This is a genomic window from Variovorax sp. GW821-FHT10D07 (assembly GCF_059415325.1).
The window spans coordinates 21893-43353 of sequence record NZ_JBWKMZ010000020.1; the positions used below are offsets into that span (position 1 = coordinate 21893).

Consider the following 21461-nt stretch of genomic DNA (forward strand, 5'->3'; position numbering starts at 1 on the left):
ACAGCCAACCTATCGGTCCATGCAACGCGACGATGCTTTTCTGCGCGCATGGCGCGACACCGATGCCCGCCCCCCCGAGGCGGAGGACGAGGACGTTTCGCGGCCGATGCAGCGGTTTCGAACGCTGTGGATCTCCGACCTGCACCTCGGAACGCCAGGCTGCCAGGCGCGGGCGTTGCTCGACTTCCTCAAGCACACCGAGTGCGAGACCCTGTTCCTGGTCGGCGACATCATCGACGGCTGGCAGCTCAAGCGGCACTGGTACTGGCCGCAGGCGCACAACGACGTGATCCAGAAGCTGCTGCGCAAGGCCCGCAAGGGCACGCGCGTGATCTTCATCCCGGGCAACCACGACGAGTTCGCGCGCAAGTACCTGAACCACAACTTCGGCGGCATCGACGTGGCCGAGGAATGGATCCACGAGACCGCCGACGGCCGCAAGCTCTGGATCATCCACGGCGACCTGTTCGACGGCGTGATCCAGTGCGCCAAGTGGCTGGCCTACGTGGGCGACTCGCTCTACGAATTCACGCTCAAGCTCAACCGCCACCTCAACTCGCTGCGCGCGCGGCTGGGGCTGCCGTATTGGTCGCTGTCGAAGTACCTCAAGGGCAAGGTCAAGCGCGCCGTGAGCTATGTCGGCGACTTCGAGAACGCCGTGGCGCGCGAGGCCCGCAACCGCGGCGCGCAGGGCGTGGTCTGCGGCCACATCCACCATGCCGAGATGCGCGACATCGACGGCATCCTCTACTGCAACGACGGCGACTGGGTCGAGAGCCTCACGGCGCTGGCCGAGCATGCGGACGGACGGCTCGAGATCATCGAGTGGTCGGCGCACATGCCGGTGCCGTCGAAGGTCGCGCCGGCGCGCGAGGCCGTGGCGGCCTGAGCCCCTTTCCGTTCAGGGATAGGCGGCTTCGCACAGCGCCAGCACCTCGCTGCGCAGCCAGCGGTGCGAGGCATCCTGGTCGAGCCGCGGATGCCAGATCGCCGAGACGTTGAAGGGCGGTGTCGGCACGGGCAGCTCGAAGTGCCGCAGGCCCAGGGCCGCGGCATGGCCGGGCGTGAACCGATTGCCGAGGCAGGAGTGCGGGATGACGGCCAGCAGGTCCGAATGCCGCGCGACCTGCATCGCGTGGGTGTAGGCCGGCACCACCATCGCCACCTGCCGCGCAAGACCGAATGAGGCCAGTGCTTCGTCGACCGGGTGGTCCATCTCGCCGGCGCGCGAGGCCACCACGTGGCCGCAGGCCGCATAGCGTTCGGCGGCGATCTCCGTCTCGTCGAGCAGCGGATGGCCGCTGCGGCACACGCCTACGTAGCGGTCGCGGAACAGCCGGCGCGTGCGCAGTTCGGGCGCCGTGGTCCTGAGGGTGCCGATCTCCAGGTCGATCCCGCCCTCGCGCAGCGGCCGGGCGTCCCAGTCGGGCTTGGGCGCGAAGCGCAGCCGCACCTGCGGCGCGGCCTGGCGGATCCGCGCCAGCAGGGGCGCGGCGAGCAGGTCGATGAAGCCCTCGCCGGCGCGCAGCGTGAAGCACTGGTCGAGCGTGGCGATCTGCAGCGCATGGTCGGCCGGTGCCAGCGCGGCCTGCGCCTCGCGCGCCAGCGCCGGGATGCGTTCGCGCAATTGCATCGCATAGGGCGTGAGCACCAGGCCGCGGCCGGCCTGCAGCAGCAGCCGGTCGCCCGTGGCCTCGCGCAGGCGCGTGAGCGTGCGGCTCATGGCGGACACGCTGAGTTCGAGCCGCCGCGCGGCGCCGGTCACGCTGCCCTCGGTCAGCAGGGCATCGAGGGCGGGCAGCAGGTTGAGGTCGACGCGGGGCATGGCGCCAGCATAGGGCAGGAGTGGCCAGGCGTGGCGTTCAATGCAATCGTTGGTTGCAGGCCAGGCGTCTGGTGCAAGGAAGAGGGCGTGCCCAGAATTCGTGGCATCGCAGTCCCCAAGAAAAGGAGCACGCCTCATGTCCCATCCGCAACACAGCATCCTCATCGTCGGCGCCTCGCGCGGCCTCGGCCATGCCATCGCGGCCGAATTCCTGAACAAGGGCTGGAAGGTCATGGGCACGGTCCGCGGAACGGCCCGCACCCTGCTGCACGACCTGGCCGACGCGCATCCCGGCCGCGTCGAGATCGAGTCGCTCGACATCACGCACCCCGGGCAGATCCAGGCCCTGCGCGAGCGGCTGTCGGGCCATCTGTTCGACATCCTGTTCGTCAATGCCGGCACCACCAACCCCGATCCGACCCAGACCATCGGCGAGGTCTCGACCGAGGACTTCGTGAACCTCATGGTCGCCAATGCGCTGAGCCCGATGCGGGTGGTGGAAAGCCTCGCGGGCAACGTGCCGCCGGACGGCCTGATCGGCGTCATGTCGTCGGGGCAGGGCAGCATCGCCGACAACGAGACGGGCCAGCGCGAGGTCTATCGCGGCAGCAAGGCGGCGCTGAACCAGTTGCTGCGCAGCTTCGCCGCGCGCCAGGCCGGAACGTCGCGCGCCCTGCTGGCGATGGCGCCCGGCTGGGTGCGCACCGAGCTGGGCGGACCCGAGGGCCGGCTGACGATCGAGCAGAGCGTGCCGAGCCTGGTCGAAGTGATGCTCGCGAAGCGCGGGCGGCCCGGGCTGGAGTACCTGGACTACCGGGGGCGCACGGTGGCGTGGTGAGGTGCGCGCGCCGCGCTCAGGGTGGGGCGGCGCCCTCGTTGAGGCGTCGACGGCCCAGCGGCGTGATGGCGAAGATCACCGCCGGGCGGGCGTCCGGCCGCTCCGGATTCGGCAACTGCGCCTTGATCATCCCGGCAGCTTCCAGAACGATCGCGCTGCGGACGTCTTTTTCGTCGGCGATGACCAGCGGGAACGAGGCGTCTTCGATGCGGCGAAGAAAGTCCATGGGCATTTCACGTCTCCAAGGCTGCTGCGCGCACCTGCCGCGCAGACTGGACGCCCGAAAAGAGACTCGAGCGTCACGAAACAGACTTTACGTCTTGATGGCATTCACACCGTGACTTTTGTCACATTGGAGCGCAATAATAAGGGTTCACCATTAATACTCAGGTATCAACACAATGTCGGTTTTTACCTGCTGTCAATGCAGCGTGACCCATCTGAACCGGATCGAGCGCAGCACCTGGATGCGCTTCTTTCCCTGGCTGCGCGCCTACCAGTGCAGCAACTGCCGCAAGGTGCAGCTGCTGTCGCCGCGGGCGGTCAATGAGGCGCTGGCGGCCCATGCGTCGAGGGCCGCGCGCCACCCGGGGGCTCGGCCGGGCGAGCGCAAGGCTCCCGTGCTCAACGATGTGCCCAAGCGCAGTCCCGATGTGAACTGATGTGCAGACCAGTCGCTGGTGCAAGCCAGCGGCAGGAGCAAAGAAAAAGCCCGCTGTCCGATGGACAGCGGGCTTCTCTTTTGTGTGGTGGCTCTTCACGGACTCGAACCGCGGACCTGTGGATTATGATTCCATCGCTCTAACCGACTGAGCTAAAGAGCCGAGCCTGCGATTATAGCCCAGGCTTTTGGCACAGTTCAACCACCGCGCGAAGCTTGCGCGCCGGGCAGCTTGCCGAGTTCCTCGGACACCAGCCGCACCACCAGCTTGTCGAGCGTCTGCACCGAGTAGTTGCCCACGTCGTGCACGGTCTGCGTGCCCGGGCCGCTCGCGGAATCGGCGGCGTTCCGGTAGGTCAGGAACACGAAGCGACCGCCGGTGTATTGCGCGATCTGGCGCTGGATGTATTCGCCCTGCTTGTCGAGCCCCGAGGCGCCCACGCTCAGCACCTTGATGCCCTTGCCGAGCGCGGCGGCCATGCTGTCGTCGTACTGCGGACCGGGGTAATCCAGGTGCGGCGGCGCGTCGGCCAGCAGCATGACGAGCCGCGTGGTGTCGTCGCCGCGCCAGCTCAGGCGCTGCACCGTCTCGTGCAAGGCCTCGTTCATCGCCTCGGGATAGTCGCCGCCACCCGCGGCCTGCAGCGCGTCGAGCACGCCCTGGAAGGCATCGAGGTCGTTGGTGAAGTCGTGCCGGCGCACCACGAACTCGTCGCTGAGGTCGCGGTAGGCGACGAGGCCGAAGCAGGTGTCGGGACGGCTCGGCAGGCGCGCGACCTGGTCGGCGATGTCGCGCAGCGTGCTGCGCAGCCGGGCGATCTCGTCGCCCATCGAGCCGGTGGCGTCGATCAGGAACACCAGGTCGAGTTGCGCGCGCGCGGGGCGGGCGCCGGGACGCTCGAGCACCACGTCGACCGCGTTCTTCTGGCCGCGGCGCAGGAACGAGGTCGCCTGGCGGCCGTTCTTGCGCACCGTCACTTCATAGACCGGGCTCGGCTCGGCATCGAAGGCCTTGGGATGCAGCCAGACGCGTCCGCCCGCATCCGTGCGGGCCCACATCGCGGCGCCGTTCGCGGCCTGCACGGCGACCTCGGCATCGGGCACGACGCTGCCCTGCGCATCGCGCACCTGCAGCAGGTAGCGCTCGCTGATGTCGCGCTCGCGGTGCGCGACCTGGGTGCGGTTGCGGAAGGCCAGGTACTCGCCGAAGTCGGCGTTGTCGTCGACCATGCCGGCGGTGACGGGCTCGTGGGCCGGGCGCTGGGCGACGGCGGCCGCGCGGGCGTCGCGCGGCGCGGCTGCCGCGAGGGGGGCCGGAACGGCCGCCGGGGCCGACTCCACGATGGCCGAGCGCGCCATCTTCGCGCTGGAACGGGCTTCGGCCATGGGGGCGGCGCTGGGTGCCGGGGCCACCGGCGCCGCCATCGACGCGAGGGGCGGGGTAGGCATGGCCGGCGGTGCCATGCCCGGCGCGACGGGCGCGGGCATCGCGTGGGGCGCGCCGACGGCGGCCAGGGCGGACCGGTGCCGCGCGCTCCCGCCGCTGCCCGGGGTCTCGCTGGTCCGGATCGGGCGCGCGCAATGCTTGGCCGATGGCGCCTCGAAGTTCGGCATCGCCGGCTCGATCCTGCGCGCGGGCGTGGCGGTGTCAGTGGTCTGCAGCGCCGGCGCGGGCCAGCGCGTGGCCGGGGTGGCGACGGCGGCATCGTTGTGGCCCGCCGCTTGCGGCTCGGTGGCGCCGCAGGCGCTCAGGACCAGGGAAGCGCACAGCAGCGCGACGAGCGGGCGGCGAGGGCGAAAGGCCGGTGACGGGATCATGGAACGGCTCCGTGAAGTGAATCGGTGCAGGCTGTTACGGCCCGCCGCCGCCGGCGGGGTTAAGCCGGTGCATCTTTTTTTTTTCGTGCCGCGCCAACCCCGACCGGCGCCTTCCCGCGTACCAGCTGAGGTGAGAATCCACCGATGTCCGCGCTGCCCCGCGCCCGTTCCGCCACCGCCAGCCAAGCCGCGCCCGAAGCGACCGGCCGCGACGCCATGCCCGACGATCAGCTGATGCTGGCCTACGCGCGCGGCGACGCCGCCGCCTTCGACGTGCTCTATGCGCGCCACGAGGGCGGGCTGTTCCGCTTCGTGCGGCGGCTGCTGGGCGCGCGGCTCGCATCGCAGGCCGACGAGGTGTTCCAGGACACCTGGGTGCGGATCATCACGGCGCGCGAGAGCTTCTCGCCGCAGGGCGCGGCCTGGCGCACCTGGGCCTTCACGATCGCGCACAACCTCGCGATGGACCGGCTGCGCGTGAGCGGGCGCGAAGTGACGCTCGACGGCCACGCGGGCGAGGACGACGAGGCCATTCCCGCGCTCGAGCGCGGCGTGCACGGCGCCTCGGACGACGTCGCCACCCATCCCTCGGCCGAGGAGCTCGCGTTCTGGCGCGCCGCGGGCCGGCGCCTGCTGGCCTGCCTCGACGAGCTGCCCACCGAGCAGCGCGCGGCCTTCCTGCTGCACCACGAGGACGGCCTGACGGTCGAGGCGCTGGCGGCCAGCCTGCAGATCGGTTTCGAGACCGTGCGCAGCCGCCTGCGCTACGGGCTGCAGAAGCTGCGCGGCTGCATGGAACGCTACCTCGCGGTGCTGGAGGGCGCGCGATGAGCGCCGGGTTCGACGACGACGACCTGCGCGACGCGCGCCTGCGCCGCGCGCTCGAGCACGCGCCCGACAACGAGGCGCTGCCCGAGGTACGCACGCGCGAGGCGATCCGCAAGATGGCGCACAACCTCGCGGCCGCCACGCCGCCGGCCGCCGCCAACGCGCCGGCCGCGCAGCCGTGGTGGCGACGCCTGTTCGGCGGTGGCGAAGCGCGCGGACGCATGCCCTGGAACGCGGCTTTCGCGACCTTGCTGGTGGTCGGCTTCGTCACCGTGCTGTGGCGGCAGGAGCCGGTGCCCGATGCGCGGCTCGATGGCGAGGCGCGCGTGGGTGGCACGGTGGCCGAAGCGCCGCCGGCACCGCGCGAGGCGCCCGCGGTGGTGCCCGAGGCACGGCCCGAAGCTGCCGCGCCCGCTGCGCCTTCTGGTGCGGCGGCCGATGCGGCCGGCAATGCCGACACGGTGCGTCGACCGTCCGCGCCCGCCGCGGCTGCGCAACGCGCGCCGGCACCGCAAGCCGAGCGGCGGCAGGCCCCGGCCGAGCCGGCCGCCAAGTCGCGCGAGTCGGCCTCGCTGGAGCGGGCCACGCCGGCGCCCGCGACACCGCCACCGGCTGCGGCCGTCGCGCCGCCACCGCCGCCCGAAGTCGCCGCAGCACCCGTGGCGCCAGCGCCTCCGCCTCCAGCAGCCGTCGCCGCGCCGCCCGCAGCCGCGGCACCACCACCGCCTTCGGCGCCCGCGCCCGTGATCGCCGCTGCACCACCCGCACCCGGCGCAGCGCCGCCTGTCGCCGATGCCGCACCCGGCGCCGCACCGCTGGCGGCCGAACAGTCGTACAAGAAGAGCGAAAGCGAACGGGCCTCGGTCCGCGGTGCGGCCTCCGCCCTGCAGTCCGTCCCGCCGGCACTCTCGTACGCACCGCCGCAGCCATCGGCCGCCGCGCCGTCCGCGCAGCTCTCGCAGGCCGAGTCCGCCGCGCTCCCGCCGCCCTCGCGTGCCCGGCTGGCCGGCGCGCCGGCGCCCGCCGTCGAGCGCGCGCCGTCCTTTGCCGCGCTCGATCGCTGGACCGCCTGGTCGGACTCGGGCGACGCGGCACCGCGCCACGGCCGTGCCGACATCGAAGCCTTCCCCGCATTGCTGGGCGCGGTGGCGCGCTCGGCCATCCAGCCCGATGCGGCGCTGGCCGCGCCGGTCGAAGCGCGCATCGCGCTGTACCGCGGCCGCACCCTGGTCGCGCTGCTGGAGATCGCGGGCGAGCAGGTGCGCTGGTCGCTGCAGCCCGGTACTTCGGCCTTCATCGGCACGCCGCCCGTGCAGGCGCTGGCCTCGCTGCGCGCCGCGCTCGAGCGCGCACGCGAAACGCCTTCGACGCCGCAGCGCTGAAGGCATCAAGTTCCAGGGCAAAAAAAAGCGGGCCGTCCGGCCCGCCCGCCATCAGGCGTTCTTGAAGTCCGGCTGGCGCTTGGTCAGGAAGGCGTCCATGCCTTCCTTCTGGTCCTGCGTCGCGAACAGCGCATGGAACAGCCGGCGCTCGAACATCACGCCGTCGCTCAGGCCGCTCTCGAAGGCGCGGTTGACCGACTCCTTGGCCGCGATCACCGAGATCTGCGAGAAGCCGCAGATCACCAGCGCGGCGCCCAGCGCCTCGTCGGCGAGCTTCTCGAACGGTACCACGCGGCTCACGAGGCCCGCGCGCTCGGCTTCGGCGGCGTCCATCATGCGGGCGGTCAGCACCATGTCCATGGCCTTGCTCTTGCCCACCGCGCGCGGCAGGCGCTGCGTGCCGCCGGCGCCGGGGATCACGCCGATCTTGATCTCGGGCTGGCCGAACTTGGCGTTGTCGGCCGCGATGATGAAGTCGCACATCATCGCGAGCTCGCAGCCGCCGCCGAGCGCGAAGCCGGCCACGGCGCCGATCACCGGCTTGCGGATCGAGCGGATGGTCTCCCAGTTGCGCGTGATGTAGTCGCCCCGGTAGGTGTCGATGAAGCTGTACTTGGCCATCGCCGCGATGTCGGCGCCGGCCGCGAAGGCGCGCTCGCTGCCGGTGAGGATGATGCAGCCGATGGCGTCGTCGGCGTCGAAGGCCTTCAGGGCCTGGCCCAGCTCGGTCATCAGCGCGTCGTTGAGCGCATTGAGCGCCTTCGGTCGGTTGAGGGTGATGATGCCGACCTTGCCAGCTTCGGTCCGCACTTCGATGTTCTCGTAGCTCATGGTGTCTCCGGGGAAGGGAAGAAAAACGCGCTTCACTATACCCACGGTGCCGTGCGCCACCGTGGCACGGGGCTGCTGGCCGGTGCCTTCGCCCTTCCTGCTTCATGGCTTTGTTGAGAATTGTTCTCAACTAGAATCCGCGGCCATGGAGTTCCCGATGCAAGAACATGCCGTGTTGCTGCGGGCCTATGCCCGCGTGCAGGAGCGCTGCTCGCAGCTGCTGGCCGAGCAGGCCGCGCTGGTGGAGCGGCTGGAGGCGCAGATCGTGCGCCTGCGTGGTGCGCTGGTGGCGCGCGATTCGGCGATGGCGATGGTGCGCGAGGAGCTGGCCGCGCGCGCGGCCGTCGGCGCGGCGCTGCCCAAGCGGCTGCATGCGCTGCTCGCGCCGGGCGCCGCGCGCCGCCTGGCCGTGCCGGTGCCGGTGCCTGCCGACCTGCGCGAGAAGGCCGTGCTCTGCGTGGGCGGCGACGAGCGCACGCCCTCGCTTGCGCGCCAATTGGTCGAGATCGCGGGCGGCCGCTTCCTGCACCTCGAAGGCACGGGCGGCACCGACGATCCCGCGTTCGAGGCCAGCCTGCGCGCGGCCGACCTCGTCATCTGCCAGACCGGTTGCCTGAGCCACGACGCCTACTGGCGCGTGCAGGACCATTGCCGCCGCACCGGCAAGCCCTGCGTGATGGTGGGCGAGTCGCAGCCCATTCATTTCGTGCGGCGCGAGACGGCCGAGGAGGCCGCGGCCGAACGGGCCTTGCCAGCGGGCTGAAGTGCCAAAAGAAAACGGGCCGACGACGGCCCGTTTTTCATGGTGCGTGTCCGGCCTTAAGCCTTCGTCGCCGCGATCGCCACCGGCGCCAGCCACTTCGAGACCCGGCCCGTGTCCTGCGCCAGCAGGCGCCAGGTCGTGACGCCCGTGGGCAGCACCAGCGGCAGCTTCACCAGCTTGCGGTCGCGCGCGACCAGCGCGGTGCAGCGCTTGCCCGCGCCGAGGTAGAGCGCGAGATCGTCGAGCCGGCCGATGCGCCAGCCCTGCGCGGGTTTGCGTCCCGCGGCCGGCAGCTCGATGCCGATCCATTCGTCGCCGGCCGCGAAGCCGGCCTTTTCGGCCGCGCCGCCGCGCAGCACCACCTTGACCTGCACGCTGCCGCCGCTCTCCGCCACGCGCAGGCCCAGCGTCTGCGCGGGCTGCGAGGGATCGTCGAGCGTGGCCACGCCGTGCAGGCGCAGCAGCTCCGACAGCGGCAACTCGGCGGTCGAATGTACCCAGGCCGCGAGCTCGGCCGCGTACGAGCGGCCGCCGGCGGCCTCGAGCGCGGCCGCGATGTCGGCCTCGCTCACCGGCCCGCCGCCGCTCGCGTTCCACAGGTGGCGCATCGCGTCGTCGAGCGTGCCGCGGCCTTCGGCGCGCAGCTTGAGGTCGAGGCACAGCGCGACCAGCGCGCCCTTGGTGTAGTAGCTGACCGTGCCGTTGGGCGTCTGCTCGTCCTGCCGGTAGTACTTGACCCAGGCGTCGAAGCTCGCGTCGGCCACCGACTGCACCTGCCGGCCCGGCGTCTGCTGCACCTGGTTGATGGTCTTGTTGACCAGCCGCAGGTAGGCCGCGTCGTCGATCAGTTCGGCGCGGCGCAGCAGCAGGTCGTCGTAGTAGCTGGTGAAGCCCTCGAAGAACCACAGCAGCCGCGTGTAGTTCTCGCGGCCGTAGTCGTAGCGCGCGAACTCGGCCGGCCGCAGCCGCTTCACGTTCCAGGTGTGGAAGTACTCGTGGCTGATCAGGCCCAGCAGCGTGACGTAGCCGTCTGCGGACTTCTTCATGCCGAGCTGCGGCAGGTCGCGCCGGTTGCAGATCAGCGCCGTCGAATGGCGGTGCTCGAGGCCACCGTAGCCGTCGTCGACCGCGTTGAGCATGAACACATAGCGGTCGATCGGCGGCTTCGGACCGCCGCGCTTGCCGACCTTGTCGCCGTGCCAGAAGCGCATCTCGGCTTCGCAGATGGCCTTCGTGTCGGCCAGCAGCCGATCGCCGTCGAACGAGGCCGCGGCACCCGCGACCACGAAGCGGTGCGGCACGCCGCCGGCTTCGAACTCGCCGCTCCAGAAGGCGCCGAGTTCGACCGGGCTGTCGGCCAGTTCGTCGTAGTCGGCCGCGAGGTAGCGGCCGAAGCCATGGCGGTCGGTCTTCAGCGGCGGCAGCGCGGTGGCGCAGGACCAGGGCGCGGCGCCCTCGGGCAGCGCCGAGGCGGCGGGCGCGACGATCTCGAGCGCATGCGGCGCATCGGTCTGGCCCTCGACCCGCAGGCACAGGCTGGTGCCGTTGAAGAAGCCGCGCTCGGCGTCGAGCCAGGCGGTGCGCACCGAGTTGTCGTAGGCGCAGACCTTGTAGCGCAGCACCAGCGGCTGGCCGGCCGTGCATTCGACGCGCCAGCTGCACTTGTCGAGCTGCGTCAGCACCGGTGCCTTGCGCCGTCCCTGCGAGGCCTGCAGCCCCTGCAGGTTCTTGGCGAACTCGCGAACGAGGTAGCTGCCCGGGATCCACACCGGCAGCGTCAGCTGCTGCTCGGCCGCGGGGCGGTCGATGGTGAGCGTGACCTCGAACAGGCGCGCATGCAGGTCGGCGCATTCCACGCGGTAGTGCACGCCGGGCGCGGCCACGGCCGCGGGCGTCGCGGCCGCGCGCCGCGAGGGGGACTTCGTCGCCATCAGCTGGCGGAGGCGGCGAGTTGCTTCTCGACCTGCTCGGCGGGCACGGCGCCCGGGGTGCGGGTGCCGTTGCTGTAGATCAGGGTGGGCGTGCCGGTGATGTTGTAGCGGCGGCCGAACTCGACGTTGCGCTGCAGCGCGGTCACGTCGCAGCTGCCGGGCGCGGTGGCCGGGCGCGTGCCCGCTTCCATCCAGTCGCTCCAGGCCTTGCCCTTGTCCTTGCTGCACCAGATGTCGCGCGACTTGACGGTCGAATCGGGTCCCAGCACCGGGTAGAGGAACAGGTAGACGGTGACGTTGTCGACCGACTTCATGTCCTTCTCGAAGCGCTTGCAGTAGCCGCAGTTCGGGTCCTCGAAGACCGCGAGCTTGCGCTTGCCGTTGCCGCGCACGATCTTGATCGCGTCCTTCACGGGCAGCTTGTCGAAGGCCACCTCCGACAGCTTCGCCACGCGTTCCTCGGTGAGGTTGCGGCGCGCGTTCACGTCGATCATGTTGCCCTCGAGCAGGTAGTTGCCCTGCTCGTCGGTGTAGTAGATCTGCGCGCCGTTGACGCGCACCTCGTAGAGGCCGGGCATCGGCGACTTGCTGACCTCGTCGATGGTCGGGAACTGCGGGATGCGTTCCTTGAGGTTCTTGCGGATCTCGGCTTCGCCGGCATGGGCGCCGAAGGCCGCGAAGAGCGCGAGCGACGCGAAGGCGGCGGGAAGCAGGTGGCGTGCGAGTGTCTTCATGGGTTCGAGGGAGGTCGTTGTTCGGTTCGTCCGGAATCGGGTCTTCAGGCCTTCAGGCTTTCAGGCCCATGGCCTGCCGCGTGACCCAGTGCTTGACCAGGCGCGTGCGGTCGAAACCGCGCATGCCCCAGTTGCGCAGCGCGGGCAGCGGGCCCAGGCCGTGCGAGAAGAGTTGCTGCAGCCCGTCGGTGGCCAGGCTCATCTGCAGTACCTCGGTGCGGCGCGCGCGTTCGTAGCGGCGCAGCAGGCGCGGATCGCCCACGCTGCGCCAGTAGTCGCGCTCCTTGATGACGGTGGCCAGCGCGGCCGCGTCGGCCAGGCCGAGGTTCAGGCCCTGGCCCGCGAGCGGATGCACGGTGTGGGCCGCGTCGCCGGCCAATGCCCAGGTGCGCGGCGCCTGGCCGCTGGTTTGCGCCGCAGTCTGTGCGGAGGCAGGCAGGGTGCCGGTCCAACGGTCGGCGATGGCGCGCGCGAGCGGCCAGGCGGCGCGCTCGCTCGCCAGCCGCAGCGCGCCGAAGGCCTGGTGGCTGGCCTCGGTCGCGGCGGCATTGAATTCCTCGGCCGATTGCGCGAGCAGCGCCGGCGCGCGCAGCTGGTCGACCGACCACACGAGCGCCAGCCGGCGGCCGTGCACGCCGTCGAGCGGCAGCAGCGCGAACACCTCGCCCTTGTCGTTGAACCACTGGCGCGCCGTGCCGTCGTGCGACTGCTCGGCCTCGAGCCGCGCCGCGATCGCATGCTGCGGATAGCGCGTGACCGCGTAGCTCACGCCGAGCGCCTCGCGCGTGGCGCTGGCCTTGCCTTCGCAGACCACGGTGAGCGGCGCGGCGACCGGTTCGCTCACCACCTCGATCTGGGGCTGGAAGCGCACCGCGTCGGCCAGCTGCTTCTCGAGCGCCGGCACGTCGACGATCCAGGCCAGCGCCTCGACCTTCTGGCGCGCGGCGCTGAACTGCACGCGGCCGCCCTCGTCGCCGTCGACCACCATCTCGCGCACCGGCGTGGCGCTGATGCCTTCGGGCCAGGCGCGCAGCGAGACCAGCAGTTCGCGCGACGCGGCGTTGAGCGCATAGGCGCGGACGTCTTCCCGCTCGACGGCGGCGGGCGGCGCCACCAGCGCCACGCGCACGCGTTCGCGCGCGAGCAGCAGGGCCAGCGTGCGGCCGACGATGCCGGCGCCGCGGATACAGACTTCGGGGGGGAGGGCCATCGCGGCATTGTAGGAGGAGGCTCTTGGGGCCGACCCCGTGGGGAAACCGGCCATTGGGGGTATGCCGGGAGCGAGGACAATCGAGCCCCCATCCGAGGAGCCCCCGTGACAGATTTCGATCTCCAGGCCACCATCGCGCGCCTGTTCGTGTACCCCGTCAAGTCGTGCGCCGGCGTCGAGTTGCCCGAAGCGCTGCTGACCGAGACCGGCCTCGAATTCGACCGGGCCTGGATGGTGGTCGACGCACAGGGCGAGTTCGTCACGCAGCGGCAGCTGCCGCGCATGGCGCTGATCAAGCCGCAGATGAAGCACACCGAGGTGGTGCTGCGCGCGCCCGGCATGCTGGCGCTGCACTTGGCCTTCGACCGGGTCGAGCAGCCGATGCGGGTGCGGGTCTGGAAGGACGAGGTCGATGCCTACGACATGGGCGACATCGCGGCCCAGTGGTTCAGCGACTTCCTCTCCGAGCCCGGCAAGCCGCAGAAGCTGCGCCTGGTGCGCTTCGATCCCGAGGTCAAGCGGCTGTCGAGCCTCAAGTGGACCGGCGGCATCGAGGCCCAGACCCAGTTCGCCGACGGCTTCGCGCTGCTGGTGGCCAGCGAGGGCTCGCTGGCCGAGCTCAACGAGCGGCTGGCGCGCGACGGCCATGGCCCGGTGGGCATCGAGCGCTTCCGGCCCAACATCGTGCTGGCCGGCATCGAGTCGCACGACGAGGACCGCGTCGAGATGCTGCACGTGGCCAGCGGTGACGGCGGTTCGGCGGACGGCGCGCAGCTGCTGCCGGTCAAGCCCTGCACCCGCTGCCCCATTCCCGACATCGACCCGGCCACCGCGCTCAGCAGTCCCGAGGTCAACGACACGCTGCGCACCTACCGCGCCGATCCGCGCGTCGACGGCGGCATCACCTTCGGCATGAACTGCATCGTGATCCAGGGCGTGGAGCAGATGCTCAAGGTCGGGCAGCCAGTCGGGGCGAACTACAAGTTCGAGTGAATGGTCAGAACGTCACGCCCGCGCACAGGATGATGTTCGCGTAGGGCGTGCATTCGCCCGTGCGCACCACCGCCCTGGCGCGCGCGCTCAGGCGTTTCAGTTCCTCGTGCGACACCGTCTCTGGCACGACCGCGAGCTGCCCCGCGCACCATTCGGGCAGTTCGCCCGTGGCGCGGCCCTCGACCGCCTCGCGCGCGAGCAGCGCGCGCTCCACCTGCAGTTCGCTCAGCACCGCCTTCAGCACCTCGGCCACGCGCGGCACGCCGGGCGTGAGCGCGAGGTCGATGCGGCGCGGGCCGTCGGGAATCGGCAGGCCGGCATCGCCGATCACGAGCATGTCGCCATGGCCCATGGTGGCGATGATCTGGGACAGTTCGGAGTGCAGCAGGGCGGTACGTTTCACAGCGGAATCCAGTCGGGGGGCAGGGGGCTGCGCAGCACGGCCTCGCGCTGCGGGATGGAAGGCTGGGCGCCGGGCTGCTGGATGCACAGCGCGGCGGCGCGGATGCCCAGGCGCACGGCCTCGTCGAAGGACTGGCCCTCGCCGAGCGCGGTGGCGAGCGCGCCGAGGAAGGTGTCGCCGGCGGCCGTGGTGTCGACCGCCTGCACGACCAGCGCCGGATGGTGGCGCGCGCCGTCGGCATCGACCGCCACCGCGCCGCGCGCGCCGAGCGTGACCACCACGCGCGCGATGCCGCGCGCGCGCATCGCCTGCCCGGCGGCCGCGGCCTCGAGCGGGCTGTCGGCGCCCAGGCCGCTGAGCGTGCGCGCCTCGATCTCGTTGACCACCAGCGTGTCGATCTTCGGCCACAGGGGCTCGGCGATGGCCTGCACCGGCGAGGGATTGAGCAGCACCTTGCAGCCGGCCTCGTGCGCCACCGCGATCGCGCGCTCGACCTGCGCCATCGGGGTCTCGAACTGGGTCACGAGGAAGGCCGCGCCCTCGAGCCGGGTGCGCAGGTCCGTCGCGTCGAGGTCGACGCCGGCATTGGCGCCCGCGATCATCACGATGCGGTTCTGGCCGCTGTCCTCGACCATGATCAGCGCGGTGCCCGTGGGTTCGGCGGCATCGGTGCGCAGCGCCTCGGTGTCGATGCCGTCGCGCTCGAGCGCCTGGCGCAGCGCGCGGCCGTGGTCGTCGTCGCCCACGCAGCCGATCATCCGCACCTGCGCGCCCTCGCGCGCGCAGCTCACGGCCTGGTTGGCGCCCTTGCCGCCGGGGATGGTGGCGAAGGAGCGGCCCAGCAGGGTCTCGCCCGCGGCGGGCGCATGCGGCACGCGCAGCACCAGGTCCATGTTGAGGCTGCCGAGCACCACGATGCGCGGTGCCGCGGGGCGGGAGGAAGACGTCGGGCTCACGGGGTGCGGGACTTTCGGGTGTCGGCGGAAGAGGGGACGGATACCGGTGCGGCCGCGGGCGCTCCGGAATAGCGCGCGGTCGAGGCGCGCACGTGCAGTTCGGGCTGCAGCACCACCTTGCGCGCATCGCGGCGGCGGCCGCCCACGCGCTCGAGCAGCATGTCGACCGCCAGCGCGCCGATGCGCTCCTTGGGCTGGGCCACGGTGGTGAGCGCGGGGCTGGTGTAGGCCGAGAGTTCGATGTCGTCGAAGCCGACGATCGAGAGCTCGTCGGGCACCCGCACGCCGCTCTCGTGCGCGGCGCGCAGCGCGCCGATCGCCATCAGGTCGTTGCAGACGAAGACCGCCGAGGGAATGTCGTTGGTGCCGGCGCGCAGGATGGCGTGCATCGCCTCGTAGCCGCCCTGGCTGGTGAAGCCGCCGCGCCACAGCAGCGCGTCGGCGTCGGCCGCGCCCGTGCTGTTGCCGCTCTCGGCCAGCGCCATGCGCCAGCCCGCGATGCGCTGCTCGCTCGGCGACACGCCCTGCGGCCCGCCGATGCAGGCGATGCGGCGATGGCCCAGCGACAGCAGGTGGCGCACCGCGAGCAGGCCGCCCTGCATGTGGGCGGTCTCGACCAGGTCGCAGTGCGGGTCGGCGATCTCGCGGTCGAGCAGCACGGTCGGCACCTTGAGGCCGTTGAGCTGCCTGGCCAGCGAGTCGTCGTCGCCGGTCGACACCACGATCAGCCCGTCGATGCGGCGCTCGGCCAGCACCTGCAGGTACACGCTCTGGCGGTGCGGCTCGTCGTCGGTGTTGCACAGGATCAGCGTGTAGCCGGCGCCGAAGCAGCGGTCCTCGATGATGCGCACGATCTCGGCGAAGTAGGGGTTCGAGCTGTTCGGGATCAGCATCCCGAGCGTCGAGGTGGTGTTGCTCTTGAGGCTGCGCGCCATCGCGTTGGGCACGTAGCCGAGTTCGCGGATCGCGAGCTCGACGCGCTCGCGGCCCTTGGCGCTGACGTGGCGCGTGTCGTTGACCACGTGCGAGACGGTGGTGACCGACACGCCCGCGCGCAGTGCGACGTCCTTGATGGTGGCCATGGCCTGGGTGTTCCTGTTGCGGGGTGCTGCTTCGTGGGGAGGGGGGTGCGTCAGGCCAGCCGGCGGTCGGCGCGGCGCTGGCGCAGGGTGTCGATGATCACCGCAACCACGATCACCGCGCCGGTGATGATGCGCTTGCTCGGTTCGCTGGCGCCGACCTGCGCCAGACCGGCCTCGAGCACCGCGATGATCAGCACGCCGAAGAAGGTGTTGACCACCGAGCCGCGCCCGCCCATCAGGCTGGTGCCGCCGATCACCACCGCGGCGATCACCTGCAGCTCGATCCCCACGCCCGAGTTCGGATCGGCCGCCTCGAGGCGCGCCGACTGCATCAGCCCCGCCAGCCCGGCCAGCAGGCCCGTGACCGCGAACACCACGATGCGGATCGGCCGCGGGTCGATGCCCGCGAGGCGCATCGCTTCCTCGTTGGTGCCGATGCCCACCACGTAGCGGCCGAACACGGTGCGCGACAGCACCAGCTGGCCCACGATCACCAGCACCACCGCGAGCACGAAGGCCGCCGAGATGCCGCCGATCCACGGCGCCGCCAGGCCCGAGATGGCGTCGCCCACGTACTGGGTGCGCGAGTCGGTCACGAGGTAGGCGCCGCCGCGCACGGCCTCGAGCATGCCGAGCGAGACGATGAAGCTCGGCAGCCGCCAGGCCACCGACACGGCGCCGGTGATCGCGCCGCAGATCAGGCCCGTGGCCAGGCCCAGCAGCGCGGCCAGCGGCACCGGCAGGTGCCATTGCAGGATGGCGGCGGCGGCCACCGCCGCGCTGAGCGCCAGCACCGAGCCCACCGAGAGGTCGATGCCCGCGATGATCAGCACGAAGGTCATGCCCACGGCCATCACGGCCAGCGCGGGGATCTCGTTGGCGATGGTGACGAAGGTCTCCACCGTGAGGAAGTATTCGCTGAGGCTGCCGAACAGCGCGATCATGCCGAGCAGCACCACGGCCAGGCCGATGTAGGTGCCGAGCTGGCCCTTGAGGGAGCCGGCGCCGGAGGCGGGGGGAGCGGAAGCGGTGGTGGTCGTCATGGGGCGAAGGAGGATGAGGCTCAGGCGGCGGCCGCGAGAGCGTGAGCGGTGGGGGCTGCGGAGGTGGCGCGGCCGGTGTCGCCGAAGGCCGCGGCCAGGATCGACTGCTGGTCCCAGGCGCCGCGCTCGAACACCGCCACCAGGCGGCCGGCGTGCATCACGCCGATGCGGTCGCACATGGCCATGAGTTCGCGCAGGTCGCTCGACACCATCAGCAGCGCCTTGCCGGCCTCGGCCATGCGGTCGAGCTCGGCATAGAGGTCGGCGCGCGCGCCCACGTCGACGCCGCGCGTCGGCTCGTCGAGCAGCAGCACCTTGCATTCGCGGTGCAGCCAGCGCGCGAACACCACCTTCTGCTGGTTGCCGCCGCTGAGCGTGGCCACGCTCTGCTCCTCGCTGCGCGAGCGGATGCGCAGCGTCTGCACCAGCCGGCGCGCGATGCCGCGTTCGGCGGCCGCGCGCAGCCAGCCCAGGCGCGAGACCGCGCCGAGGTCGCTGAGCGTGGCGTTGACGCGGATCGACTGCGTCATCAGCAGACCCTGCGACTTGCGGTCCTCGGTGACCAGGCCGATGCCGGCGCGGATCGCCTGCATCGGCGAGCGCCAGCGGCCCGCGGCCGGTTGCTGCGCGCCGGGCCAGTGGAGTTCGATCGTGCCGCGCTCGGCCTTGTCGGCGCCGAACAGCAGCCGCACGAGCTCGGTGCGGCCCGAGCCCACGAGCCCGGCGATGCCCATCACCTCGCCCGCGCGCAATTGCAGGTCGACGTCGCGCACCGCGCTGCCGCGGCCGATGCCGTGCGTGCTCAGCATCGGCGCGCCGGCCACGCGGCGCGGGCGGCCGTCGTGCTCGTGCACCGCGCGGCCGACCATGCGCTCGACCAGCTCGGATTCGCGCACGCCGGCCATCGGCCGCACGTCGACCAGCCGGCCGTCGCGCAGCACCGCCACGCGGTCGGCGATGCGCTGCAGTTCCTCGAGCCGGTGCGAGACGTAGACGATGCCCACGCCGCGCGCCTTCAGCAGCGCGATCTGCTCGAACAGGTGCTCGGTCTCGCGCGGCGTCAGCATCGCGGTCGGCTCGTCGAGGATCAGCACGCGGGTGTCGTCGAGCAGGTTGCGCGCGATCTCCACCATCTGCTGCTGGCCGATGCCCAGGCGCGAGACCGGCACGGCCGGATCGATGTGCGAGAGCCCGATCTTCGCGAGCTGCAGCCGCGCGGCCGCGTGCAGCTCGGCGCGCTGCAGCCAGCCCATGCGCTGAGGTAGCCGGTCGAGCAGCAGGTTCTCTGCCACCGTGAGCGTGGGCACCAGCCCCAGCTCCTGCATCACCATGCGCACGCCGTGCGCCTCGGCGTCGCGGCGCGAGCCCGGCTGGAACGGCGCGCCGCCCAGCAGCATCGTGCCGCGCGTCGGCGTGACCAGGCCGCAGACGATCTTGGAGAGGGTGCTCTTGCCGGCACCGTTCTCTCCGGTCAGCGCGAGCACCTCGCCGGCCTCCAAGGTGAGGCTCACGCCGTCGAGCACCGGCGCGGCGTAGTCCTTGCCGATGTCGTGGAGCGCGAAGAGCGGCGTGGCGGGGGTTGCGGACATGGGCGCCGGCAAGGGTGGTTTCTCGAGGTGTGTGACAGCGGTGGAAGCGGCGCGGTGCTTACTTCTTCGAGTCCTTGGTCACCAGCACCACGTCGGTCTTGATCTCGGCCGGCATGTCGGCCTGGCTCTTCTTGTCGGCGATCGCCTTCAGCGCGGTCTCGATGCCGAACACGGCCTGCTTGTCGGCGAACTGGTCGGCCGTGGCGAGCACGCGGCCGTCGGCCAGCATCGGCTTGATGGCGCCGATGTTGTCGTAGCCCACCACCTGCACCTTGCCGGCCTTGCCCGCGGCCTTCACGGCGGCCACCGCGCCCAGCGCCATGCTGTCGTTGCCGGCCAGCAGGGCCTTGAGGTCGGGGTTCTCGCGCATCATGCCGGCCGCCACCGTGTTGCCCTTGTCGATTTCCCACTGGCCCGACTGCACGCCCGCGACGTTGATGCCGGCGGCCTTCATCGCGTCCTGGTAGCCGAGGGTGCGCTGCTGCGCATTGAAGGTGGTCGACACGCCTTCGATGATCCCGACCTTGTCGCCCGACTTCAGGCTCTTGGCGAGGTAGTCGCCCACCAGCTTGGCGCCGGCGCGGTTGTCTGGGCCGACGAAGGGCACCTGGATGTTCTTTTCCTTCAGCGCGGCCGCGTCGAGGCGGTTGTCGATGTTGACCACCAGGATGCCCTTGTCGATGGCGGCCTTGACCACCGGCACCAGCGCCTTCGAATCGGCCGGCGCGATCACCAGCGCATTGACCTTCTGCGCGACCATCTGCTCGACCATCTTGATCTGGGCGGCGGTGTCGGTCTCGTCCTTGATGCCGTTGGTCACCAGCGTGTACTTGCCCGAATTCGCCTTCTGGTGCGCCTTGGCCCCGTCTTCCATGGTGCGGAAGAACTCGTTGGCCAGCGACTTCATCACCAGCGCGACCTTGGGCTTGTCCTGCGCGAGCGCCGGCGTGGCGGCGAAGGTGCCCAGCAGGGCGAGAGCGGCGGCGGTCTGCACGGTGCGGCGGGTGAACTTCATGGTGCGTGTCTCCTGAGGTGTGTTGGAACGAACGATGACCGATCTGGCGGCCCGGCGCCGATGGTAATGGACGAAAACGTTTGCGCAAACGTTTGCTTATCGGGTTTTCATCGGGTTTTACCCTGACCCGCCGGCCCTGTTTAGCGGCCTGCCCGAACCGCCGGGCGGGGCGCCTCGCCTAAAATCGCCGGTTCACCTGAGGACCCCCCATGAGCTTGAAGTGCGGCATCGTCGGCCTGCCCAACGTCGGTAAATCCACCCTTTTCAATGCGCTGACCAAGGCCGGCATCGCAGCGGAAAACTATCCCTTCTGCACCATCGAGCCCAACGTGGGCATCGTCGAGGTGCCCGATCCGCGGCTCGCTCAGCTCGCCGACATCGTCAAGCCCGAGCGCGTGGTGCCCGCCATCGTCGAGTTCGTGGACATCGCGGGCCTGGTGGCCGGCGCCAGCACCGGCGAAGGCCTGGGCAACAAGTTCCTGGCCCACATCCGCGAAACCGACGCCACGGTGAACGTGGTGCGCTGCTTCGACGACGACAACGTGATCCACGTGGCCGGCAAGGTCGACCCGATCTCCGACATCGAGGTGATCCAGACCGAGCTGTGCCTGGCCGACCTGTCGACGGTCGAGAAGGCACTGCAGCGCCACACCAAGGTGGCCCGCTCGGGCGACAAGGACGCGCAGAAGCTGGTCGGCCTGCTCGAGCGCTGCCAGGCCGCGCTCAACGAGAACAAGCCCGTGCGCGCGCTCGAGTTCACCAAGGAAGAGCTGCCGCTGGTCAAGAGCTTCACGCTGATCACCGCCAAGCCCGCGATGTTCGTGGGCAACGTGGCGGAAGACGGCTTCGAGAACAACCCCTACCTCGACCGCCTGCGCGAGTACGCCGCCAGGCAGAACGCGCCCGTGGTGGCGATCTGCGCCAAGATCGAGGCCGACCTGTCCGAGATGGACGACGAGGACAAGAAGATGTTCCTGGCCGAGATCGGCCAGGACGAGCCGGGCCTCAACCGCCTGATCCGCGCCGCCTTCAAGCTGCTGGGCCTGCAGACCTACTTCACCGCCGGCGTGAAGGAAGTGCGCGCCTGGACCATCCACGTCGGCGACACCGGCCCGCAGGCGGCCGGCGTGATCCACACCGATTTCGAGAAGGGCTACATCCGCGCCCAGACCATCGGCTTCGACGACTACATCGCGCTGAAGGGCGAGCAGGGCGCGAAGGACGCGGGGAAGATGCGCTCGGAAGGCAAGGAATACGTCGTCAAGGATGGCGACGTGATGAACTTCCTGTTCAGCTCCTGAACCTTTCGCGCCCTGCGCGATGAAAAGAGCGCCGTGATCCGCAGCGTCACGGGTCCGGCGCCGTCTCCACCTCCCCCGCTTCACGCTTGCCAGCGGCGCAGCCTTCTGCTCGCGCCGGCGCATCCGGCCCATTCCTGTTCATTTCAAAACCGGTTCGACAGGAGAGCGTGATTTGCTTCTCGGAAATTCGGATGTCTCCGAATTGAGTGGCAATTGATGAAATCCTGCGTGTGTATTATCCCGGGCGTTTTTGGATTC

21 protein-coding genes and 1 tRNA gene are annotated in these 21461 nt (G+C 70.8%); 8 read left to right on the forward strand and 14 right to left on the reverse strand.

Annotated elements, in window-relative coordinates; genetic code table 11:
- Positions 1–19 precede the first annotated feature (19 nt).
- Positions 20–889 carry a UDP-2,3-diacylglucosamine diphosphatase gene (locus AC07PU_RS37340; protein WP_093347983.1) on the forward strand — a complete coding sequence of 290 codons (870 nt, stop codon included), beginning with the start codon at positions 20–22 and terminating at the stop codon, positions 887–889.
- 12 nt (positions 890–901) lie between these two features.
- Here the strand turns inward: AC07PU_RS37340 and AC07PU_RS37345 are convergent, their stop codons facing one another.
- A complete protein-coding gene (locus tag AC07PU_RS37345; RefSeq protein ID WP_495323043.1) occupies positions 902–1825 on the reverse strand; it encodes a LysR family transcriptional regulator in 924 nt (307 codons plus the stop codon).
- Between the two features lie 136 nt (positions 1826–1961).
- On the opposite strand from AC07PU_RS37345, the gene AC07PU_RS37350 reads away from it, so the two are divergent.
- Complete coding sequence (locus AC07PU_RS37350) at positions 1962–2663, forward strand: SDR family NAD(P)-dependent oxidoreductase (protein WP_495323044.1); 702 nt, start codon at positions 1962–1964, stop codon at positions 2661–2663.
- A 16-nt stretch (positions 2664–2679) separates the two neighbouring features.
- Here the strand turns inward: AC07PU_RS37350 and AC07PU_RS37355 are convergent, their stop codons facing one another.
- Complete coding sequence (locus AC07PU_RS37355) at positions 2680–2889, reverse strand: hypothetical protein (protein WP_296782948.1); 210 nt, start codon at positions 2887–2889, stop codon at positions 2680–2682.
- A gap of 205 nt (positions 2890–3094) precedes the next feature.
- Here AC07PU_RS37355 and AC07PU_RS37360 point away from each other — a divergent pair, with 205 nt between their 5' ends.
- On the forward strand, positions 3095–3325 hold the full coding sequence (locus AC07PU_RS37360) for a hypothetical protein (protein WP_093347975.1): 231 nt from the start codon (positions 3095–3097) through the stop codon (positions 3323–3325).
- 85 nt (positions 3326–3410) lie between these two features.
- Here the strand turns inward: AC07PU_RS37360 and AC07PU_RS37365 are convergent.
- A tRNA-Met gene (locus tag AC07PU_RS37365) sits at positions 3411–3487 on the reverse strand.
- Between the two features lie 35 nt (positions 3488–3522).
- A complete protein-coding gene (locus AC07PU_RS37370; RefSeq protein WP_495323045.1) occupies positions 3523–5142 on the reverse strand; it encodes a vWA domain-containing protein in 1620 nt (539 codons plus the stop codon).
- Positions 5143–5286: 144 nt separating this feature from the next.
- Here AC07PU_RS37370 and AC07PU_RS37375 point away from each other — a divergent pair, with 144 nt between their 5' ends.
- Positions 5287–5973 carry a sigma-70 family RNA polymerase sigma factor gene (locus AC07PU_RS37375; protein ID WP_495323046.1) on the forward strand — a complete coding sequence of 229 codons (687 nt, stop codon included), beginning with the start codon at positions 5287–5289 and terminating at the stop codon, positions 5971–5973.
- A complete protein-coding gene (locus AC07PU_RS37380; protein ID WP_495323047.1) occupies positions 5970–7352 on the forward strand; it encodes a hypothetical protein in 1383 nt (460 codons plus the stop codon). The genes AC07PU_RS37375 and AC07PU_RS37380 overlap by 4 nt, the downstream gene beginning before the upstream one ends.
- 51 nt (positions 7353–7403) lie before the next feature.
- On the opposite strand, the gene AC07PU_RS37385 is transcribed toward AC07PU_RS37380, so the two are convergent.
- Positions 7404–8183 carry an enoyl-CoA hydratase gene (locus tag AC07PU_RS37385; RefSeq protein ID WP_203202937.1) on the reverse strand — a complete coding sequence of 260 codons (780 nt, stop codon included), beginning with the start codon at positions 8181–8183 and terminating at the stop codon, positions 7404–7406.
- A 157-nt stretch (positions 8184–8340) separates the two neighbouring features.
- On the opposite strand from AC07PU_RS37385, the gene AC07PU_RS37390 reads away from it, so the two are divergent.
- Positions 8341–8946 carry a DUF2325 domain-containing protein gene (locus AC07PU_RS37390; protein ID WP_495323048.1) on the forward strand — a complete coding sequence of 202 codons (606 nt, stop codon included), beginning with the start codon at positions 8341–8343 and terminating at the stop codon, positions 8944–8946.
- Between the two features lie 56 nt (positions 8947–9002).
- Here AC07PU_RS37390 and AC07PU_RS37395 read toward each other — a convergent pair whose 3' ends face one another.
- Genes AC07PU_RS37395 through AC07PU_RS37405 form a run of 3 tightly spaced genes read right to left on the reverse strand, consistent with a single transcriptional unit; the run spans position 9003 to position 12821 of the window.
- Positions 9003–10877, reverse strand: a complete 1875-nt coding sequence (locus tag AC07PU_RS37395; protein WP_208513899.1) for a M61 family metallopeptidase — start codon at positions 10875–10877, stop codon at positions 9003–9005.
- A complete protein-coding gene (locus tag AC07PU_RS37400; RefSeq protein WP_093347960.1) occupies positions 10877–11611 on the reverse strand; it encodes a DsbC family protein in 735 nt (244 codons plus the stop codon). The genes AC07PU_RS37395 and AC07PU_RS37400 overlap by 1 nt, the downstream gene beginning before the upstream one ends.
- A gap of 52 nt (positions 11612–11663) precedes the next feature.
- Positions 11664–12821 (reverse strand): FAD-dependent monooxygenase, encoded by a 1158-nt coding sequence (locus AC07PU_RS37405; RefSeq protein ID WP_495323049.1) that lies wholly within the window; start codon positions 12819–12821, stop codon positions 11664–11666.
- 105 nt (positions 12822–12926) lie between these two features.
- Here AC07PU_RS37405 and AC07PU_RS37410 point away from each other — a divergent pair, with 105 nt between their 5' ends.
- On the forward strand, positions 12927–13814 hold the full coding sequence (locus tag AC07PU_RS37410) for an MOSC domain-containing protein (protein ID WP_495323050.1): 888 nt from the start codon (positions 12927–12929) through the stop codon (positions 13812–13814).
- A 4-nt stretch (positions 13815–13818) separates the two neighbouring features.
- Here AC07PU_RS37410 and rbsD read toward each other — a convergent pair whose 3' ends face one another.
- Genes rbsD through AC07PU_RS37440 form a run of 6 tightly spaced genes read right to left on the reverse strand, consistent with a single transcriptional unit; the run spans position 13819 to position 19902 of the window.
- A complete protein-coding gene (gene rbsD / locus AC07PU_RS37415; protein WP_495323051.1) occupies positions 13819–14217 on the reverse strand; it encodes a D-ribose pyranase in 399 nt (132 codons plus the stop codon).
- Positions 14214–15173 carry a ribokinase gene (rbsK, locus tag AC07PU_RS37420; protein WP_495323052.1) on the reverse strand — a complete coding sequence of 320 codons (960 nt, stop codon included), beginning with the start codon at positions 15171–15173 and terminating at the stop codon, positions 14214–14216. The genes rbsD and rbsK overlap by 4 nt, the downstream gene beginning before the upstream one ends.
- Complete coding sequence (locus tag AC07PU_RS37425) at positions 15170–16255, reverse strand: LacI family DNA-binding transcriptional regulator (RefSeq protein ID WP_203202931.1); 1086 nt, start codon at positions 16253–16255, stop codon at positions 15170–15172. The genes rbsK and AC07PU_RS37425 overlap by 4 nt, the downstream gene beginning before the upstream one ends.
- Positions 16256–16305: 50 nt before the next feature.
- Positions 16306–17298, reverse strand: a complete 993-nt coding sequence (locus tag AC07PU_RS37430; protein ID WP_093347945.1) for an ABC transporter permease — start codon at positions 17296–17298, stop codon at positions 16306–16308.
- Positions 17299–17318: 20 nt separating this feature from the next.
- A complete protein-coding gene (locus AC07PU_RS37435; RefSeq protein WP_495323054.1) occupies positions 17319–18887 on the reverse strand; it encodes a sugar ABC transporter ATP-binding protein in 1569 nt (522 codons plus the stop codon).
- A 58-nt stretch (positions 18888–18945) separates the two neighbouring features.
- Positions 18946–19902: a sugar ABC transporter substrate-binding protein gene (locus AC07PU_RS37440; RefSeq protein ID WP_208513906.1), complete on the reverse strand. Its 957-nt coding sequence runs from the start codon at positions 19900–19902 to the stop codon at positions 18946–18948.
- Positions 19903–20111: 209 nt separating this feature from the next.
- On the opposite strand from AC07PU_RS37440, the gene ychF reads away from it, so the two are divergent.
- Positions 20112–21203, forward strand: a complete 1092-nt coding sequence (ychF, locus tag AC07PU_RS37445) for a redox-regulated ATPase YchF (protein WP_093347939.1) — start codon at positions 20112–20114, stop codon at positions 21201–21203.
- Positions 21204–21461 lie beyond the last annotated feature (258 nt).

What these genes read in the sequence shown, in the direction of transcription:
- AC07PU_RS37370 (WP_495323045.1), bottom strand. Translation starts at nt 5,142, where the DNA reads ATGATCCCGTCACCGGCCTTTCGCCCTCGCCGCCCGCTCGTCGCGCTG.
- AC07PU_RS37440 (WP_208513906.1), bottom strand. Translation starts at nt 19,902, where the DNA reads ATGAAGTTCACCCGCCGCACCGTGCAGACCGCCGCCGCTCTCGCCCTG.
- AC07PU_RS37380 (WP_495323047.1), top strand. Translation starts at nt 5,970, where the DNA reads ATGAGCGCCGGGTTCGACGACGACGACCTGCGCGACGCGCGCCTGCGC.
- AC07PU_RS37385 (WP_203202937.1), bottom strand. Translation starts at nt 8,183, where the DNA reads ATGAGCTACGAGAACATCGAAGTGCGGACCGAAGCTGGCAAGGTCGGC.
- AC07PU_RS37390 (WP_495323048.1), top strand. Translation starts at nt 8,341, where the DNA reads ATGCAAGAACATGCCGTGTTGCTGCGGGCCTATGCCCGCGTGCAGGAG.
- AC07PU_RS37405 (WP_495323049.1), bottom strand. Translation starts at nt 12,821, where the DNA reads ATGGCCCTCCCCCCCGAAGTCTGTATCCGCGGCGCCGGCATCGTCGGC.
- AC07PU_RS37400 (WP_093347960.1), bottom strand. Translation starts at nt 11,611, where the DNA reads ATGAAGACACTCGCACGCCACCTGCTTCCCGCCGCCTTCGCGTCGCTC.
- AC07PU_RS37375 (WP_495323046.1), top strand. Translation starts at nt 5,287, where the DNA reads ATGTCCGCGCTGCCCCGCGCCCGTTCCGCCACCGCCAGCCAAGCCGCG.
- ychF (WP_093347939.1), top strand. Translation starts at nt 20,112, where the DNA reads ATGAGCTTGAAGTGCGGCATCGTCGGCCTGCCCAACGTCGGTAAATCC.
- AC07PU_RS37350 (WP_495323044.1), top strand. Translation starts at nt 1,962, where the DNA reads ATGTCCCATCCGCAACACAGCATCCTCATCGTCGGCGCCTCGCGCGGC.
- AC07PU_RS37355 (WP_296782948.1), bottom strand. Translation starts at nt 2,889, where the DNA reads ATGGACTTTCTTCGCCGCATCGAAGACGCCTCGTTCCCGCTGGTCATC.
- AC07PU_RS37430 (WP_093347945.1), bottom strand. Translation starts at nt 17,298, where the DNA reads ATGACGACCACCACCGCTTCCGCTCCCCCCGCCTCCGGCGCCGGCTCC.
- AC07PU_RS37340 (WP_093347983.1), top strand. Translation starts at nt 20, where the DNA reads ATGCAACGCGACGATGCTTTTCTGCGCGCATGGCGCGACACCGATGCC.
- AC07PU_RS37435 (WP_495323054.1), bottom strand. Translation starts at nt 18,887, where the DNA reads ATGTCCGCAACCCCCGCCACGCCGCTCTTCGCGCTCCACGACATCGGC.
- AC07PU_RS37395 (WP_208513899.1), bottom strand. Translation starts at nt 10,877, where the DNA reads ATGGCGACGAAGTCCCCCTCGCGGCGCGCGGCCGCGACGCCCGCGGCC.
- AC07PU_RS37345 (WP_495323043.1), bottom strand. Translation starts at nt 1,825, where the DNA reads ATGCCCCGCGTCGACCTCAACCTGCTGCCCGCCCTCGATGCCCTGCTG.
- AC07PU_RS37425 (WP_203202931.1), bottom strand. Translation starts at nt 16,255, where the DNA reads ATGGCCACCATCAAGGACGTCGCACTGCGCGCGGGCGTGTCGGTCACC.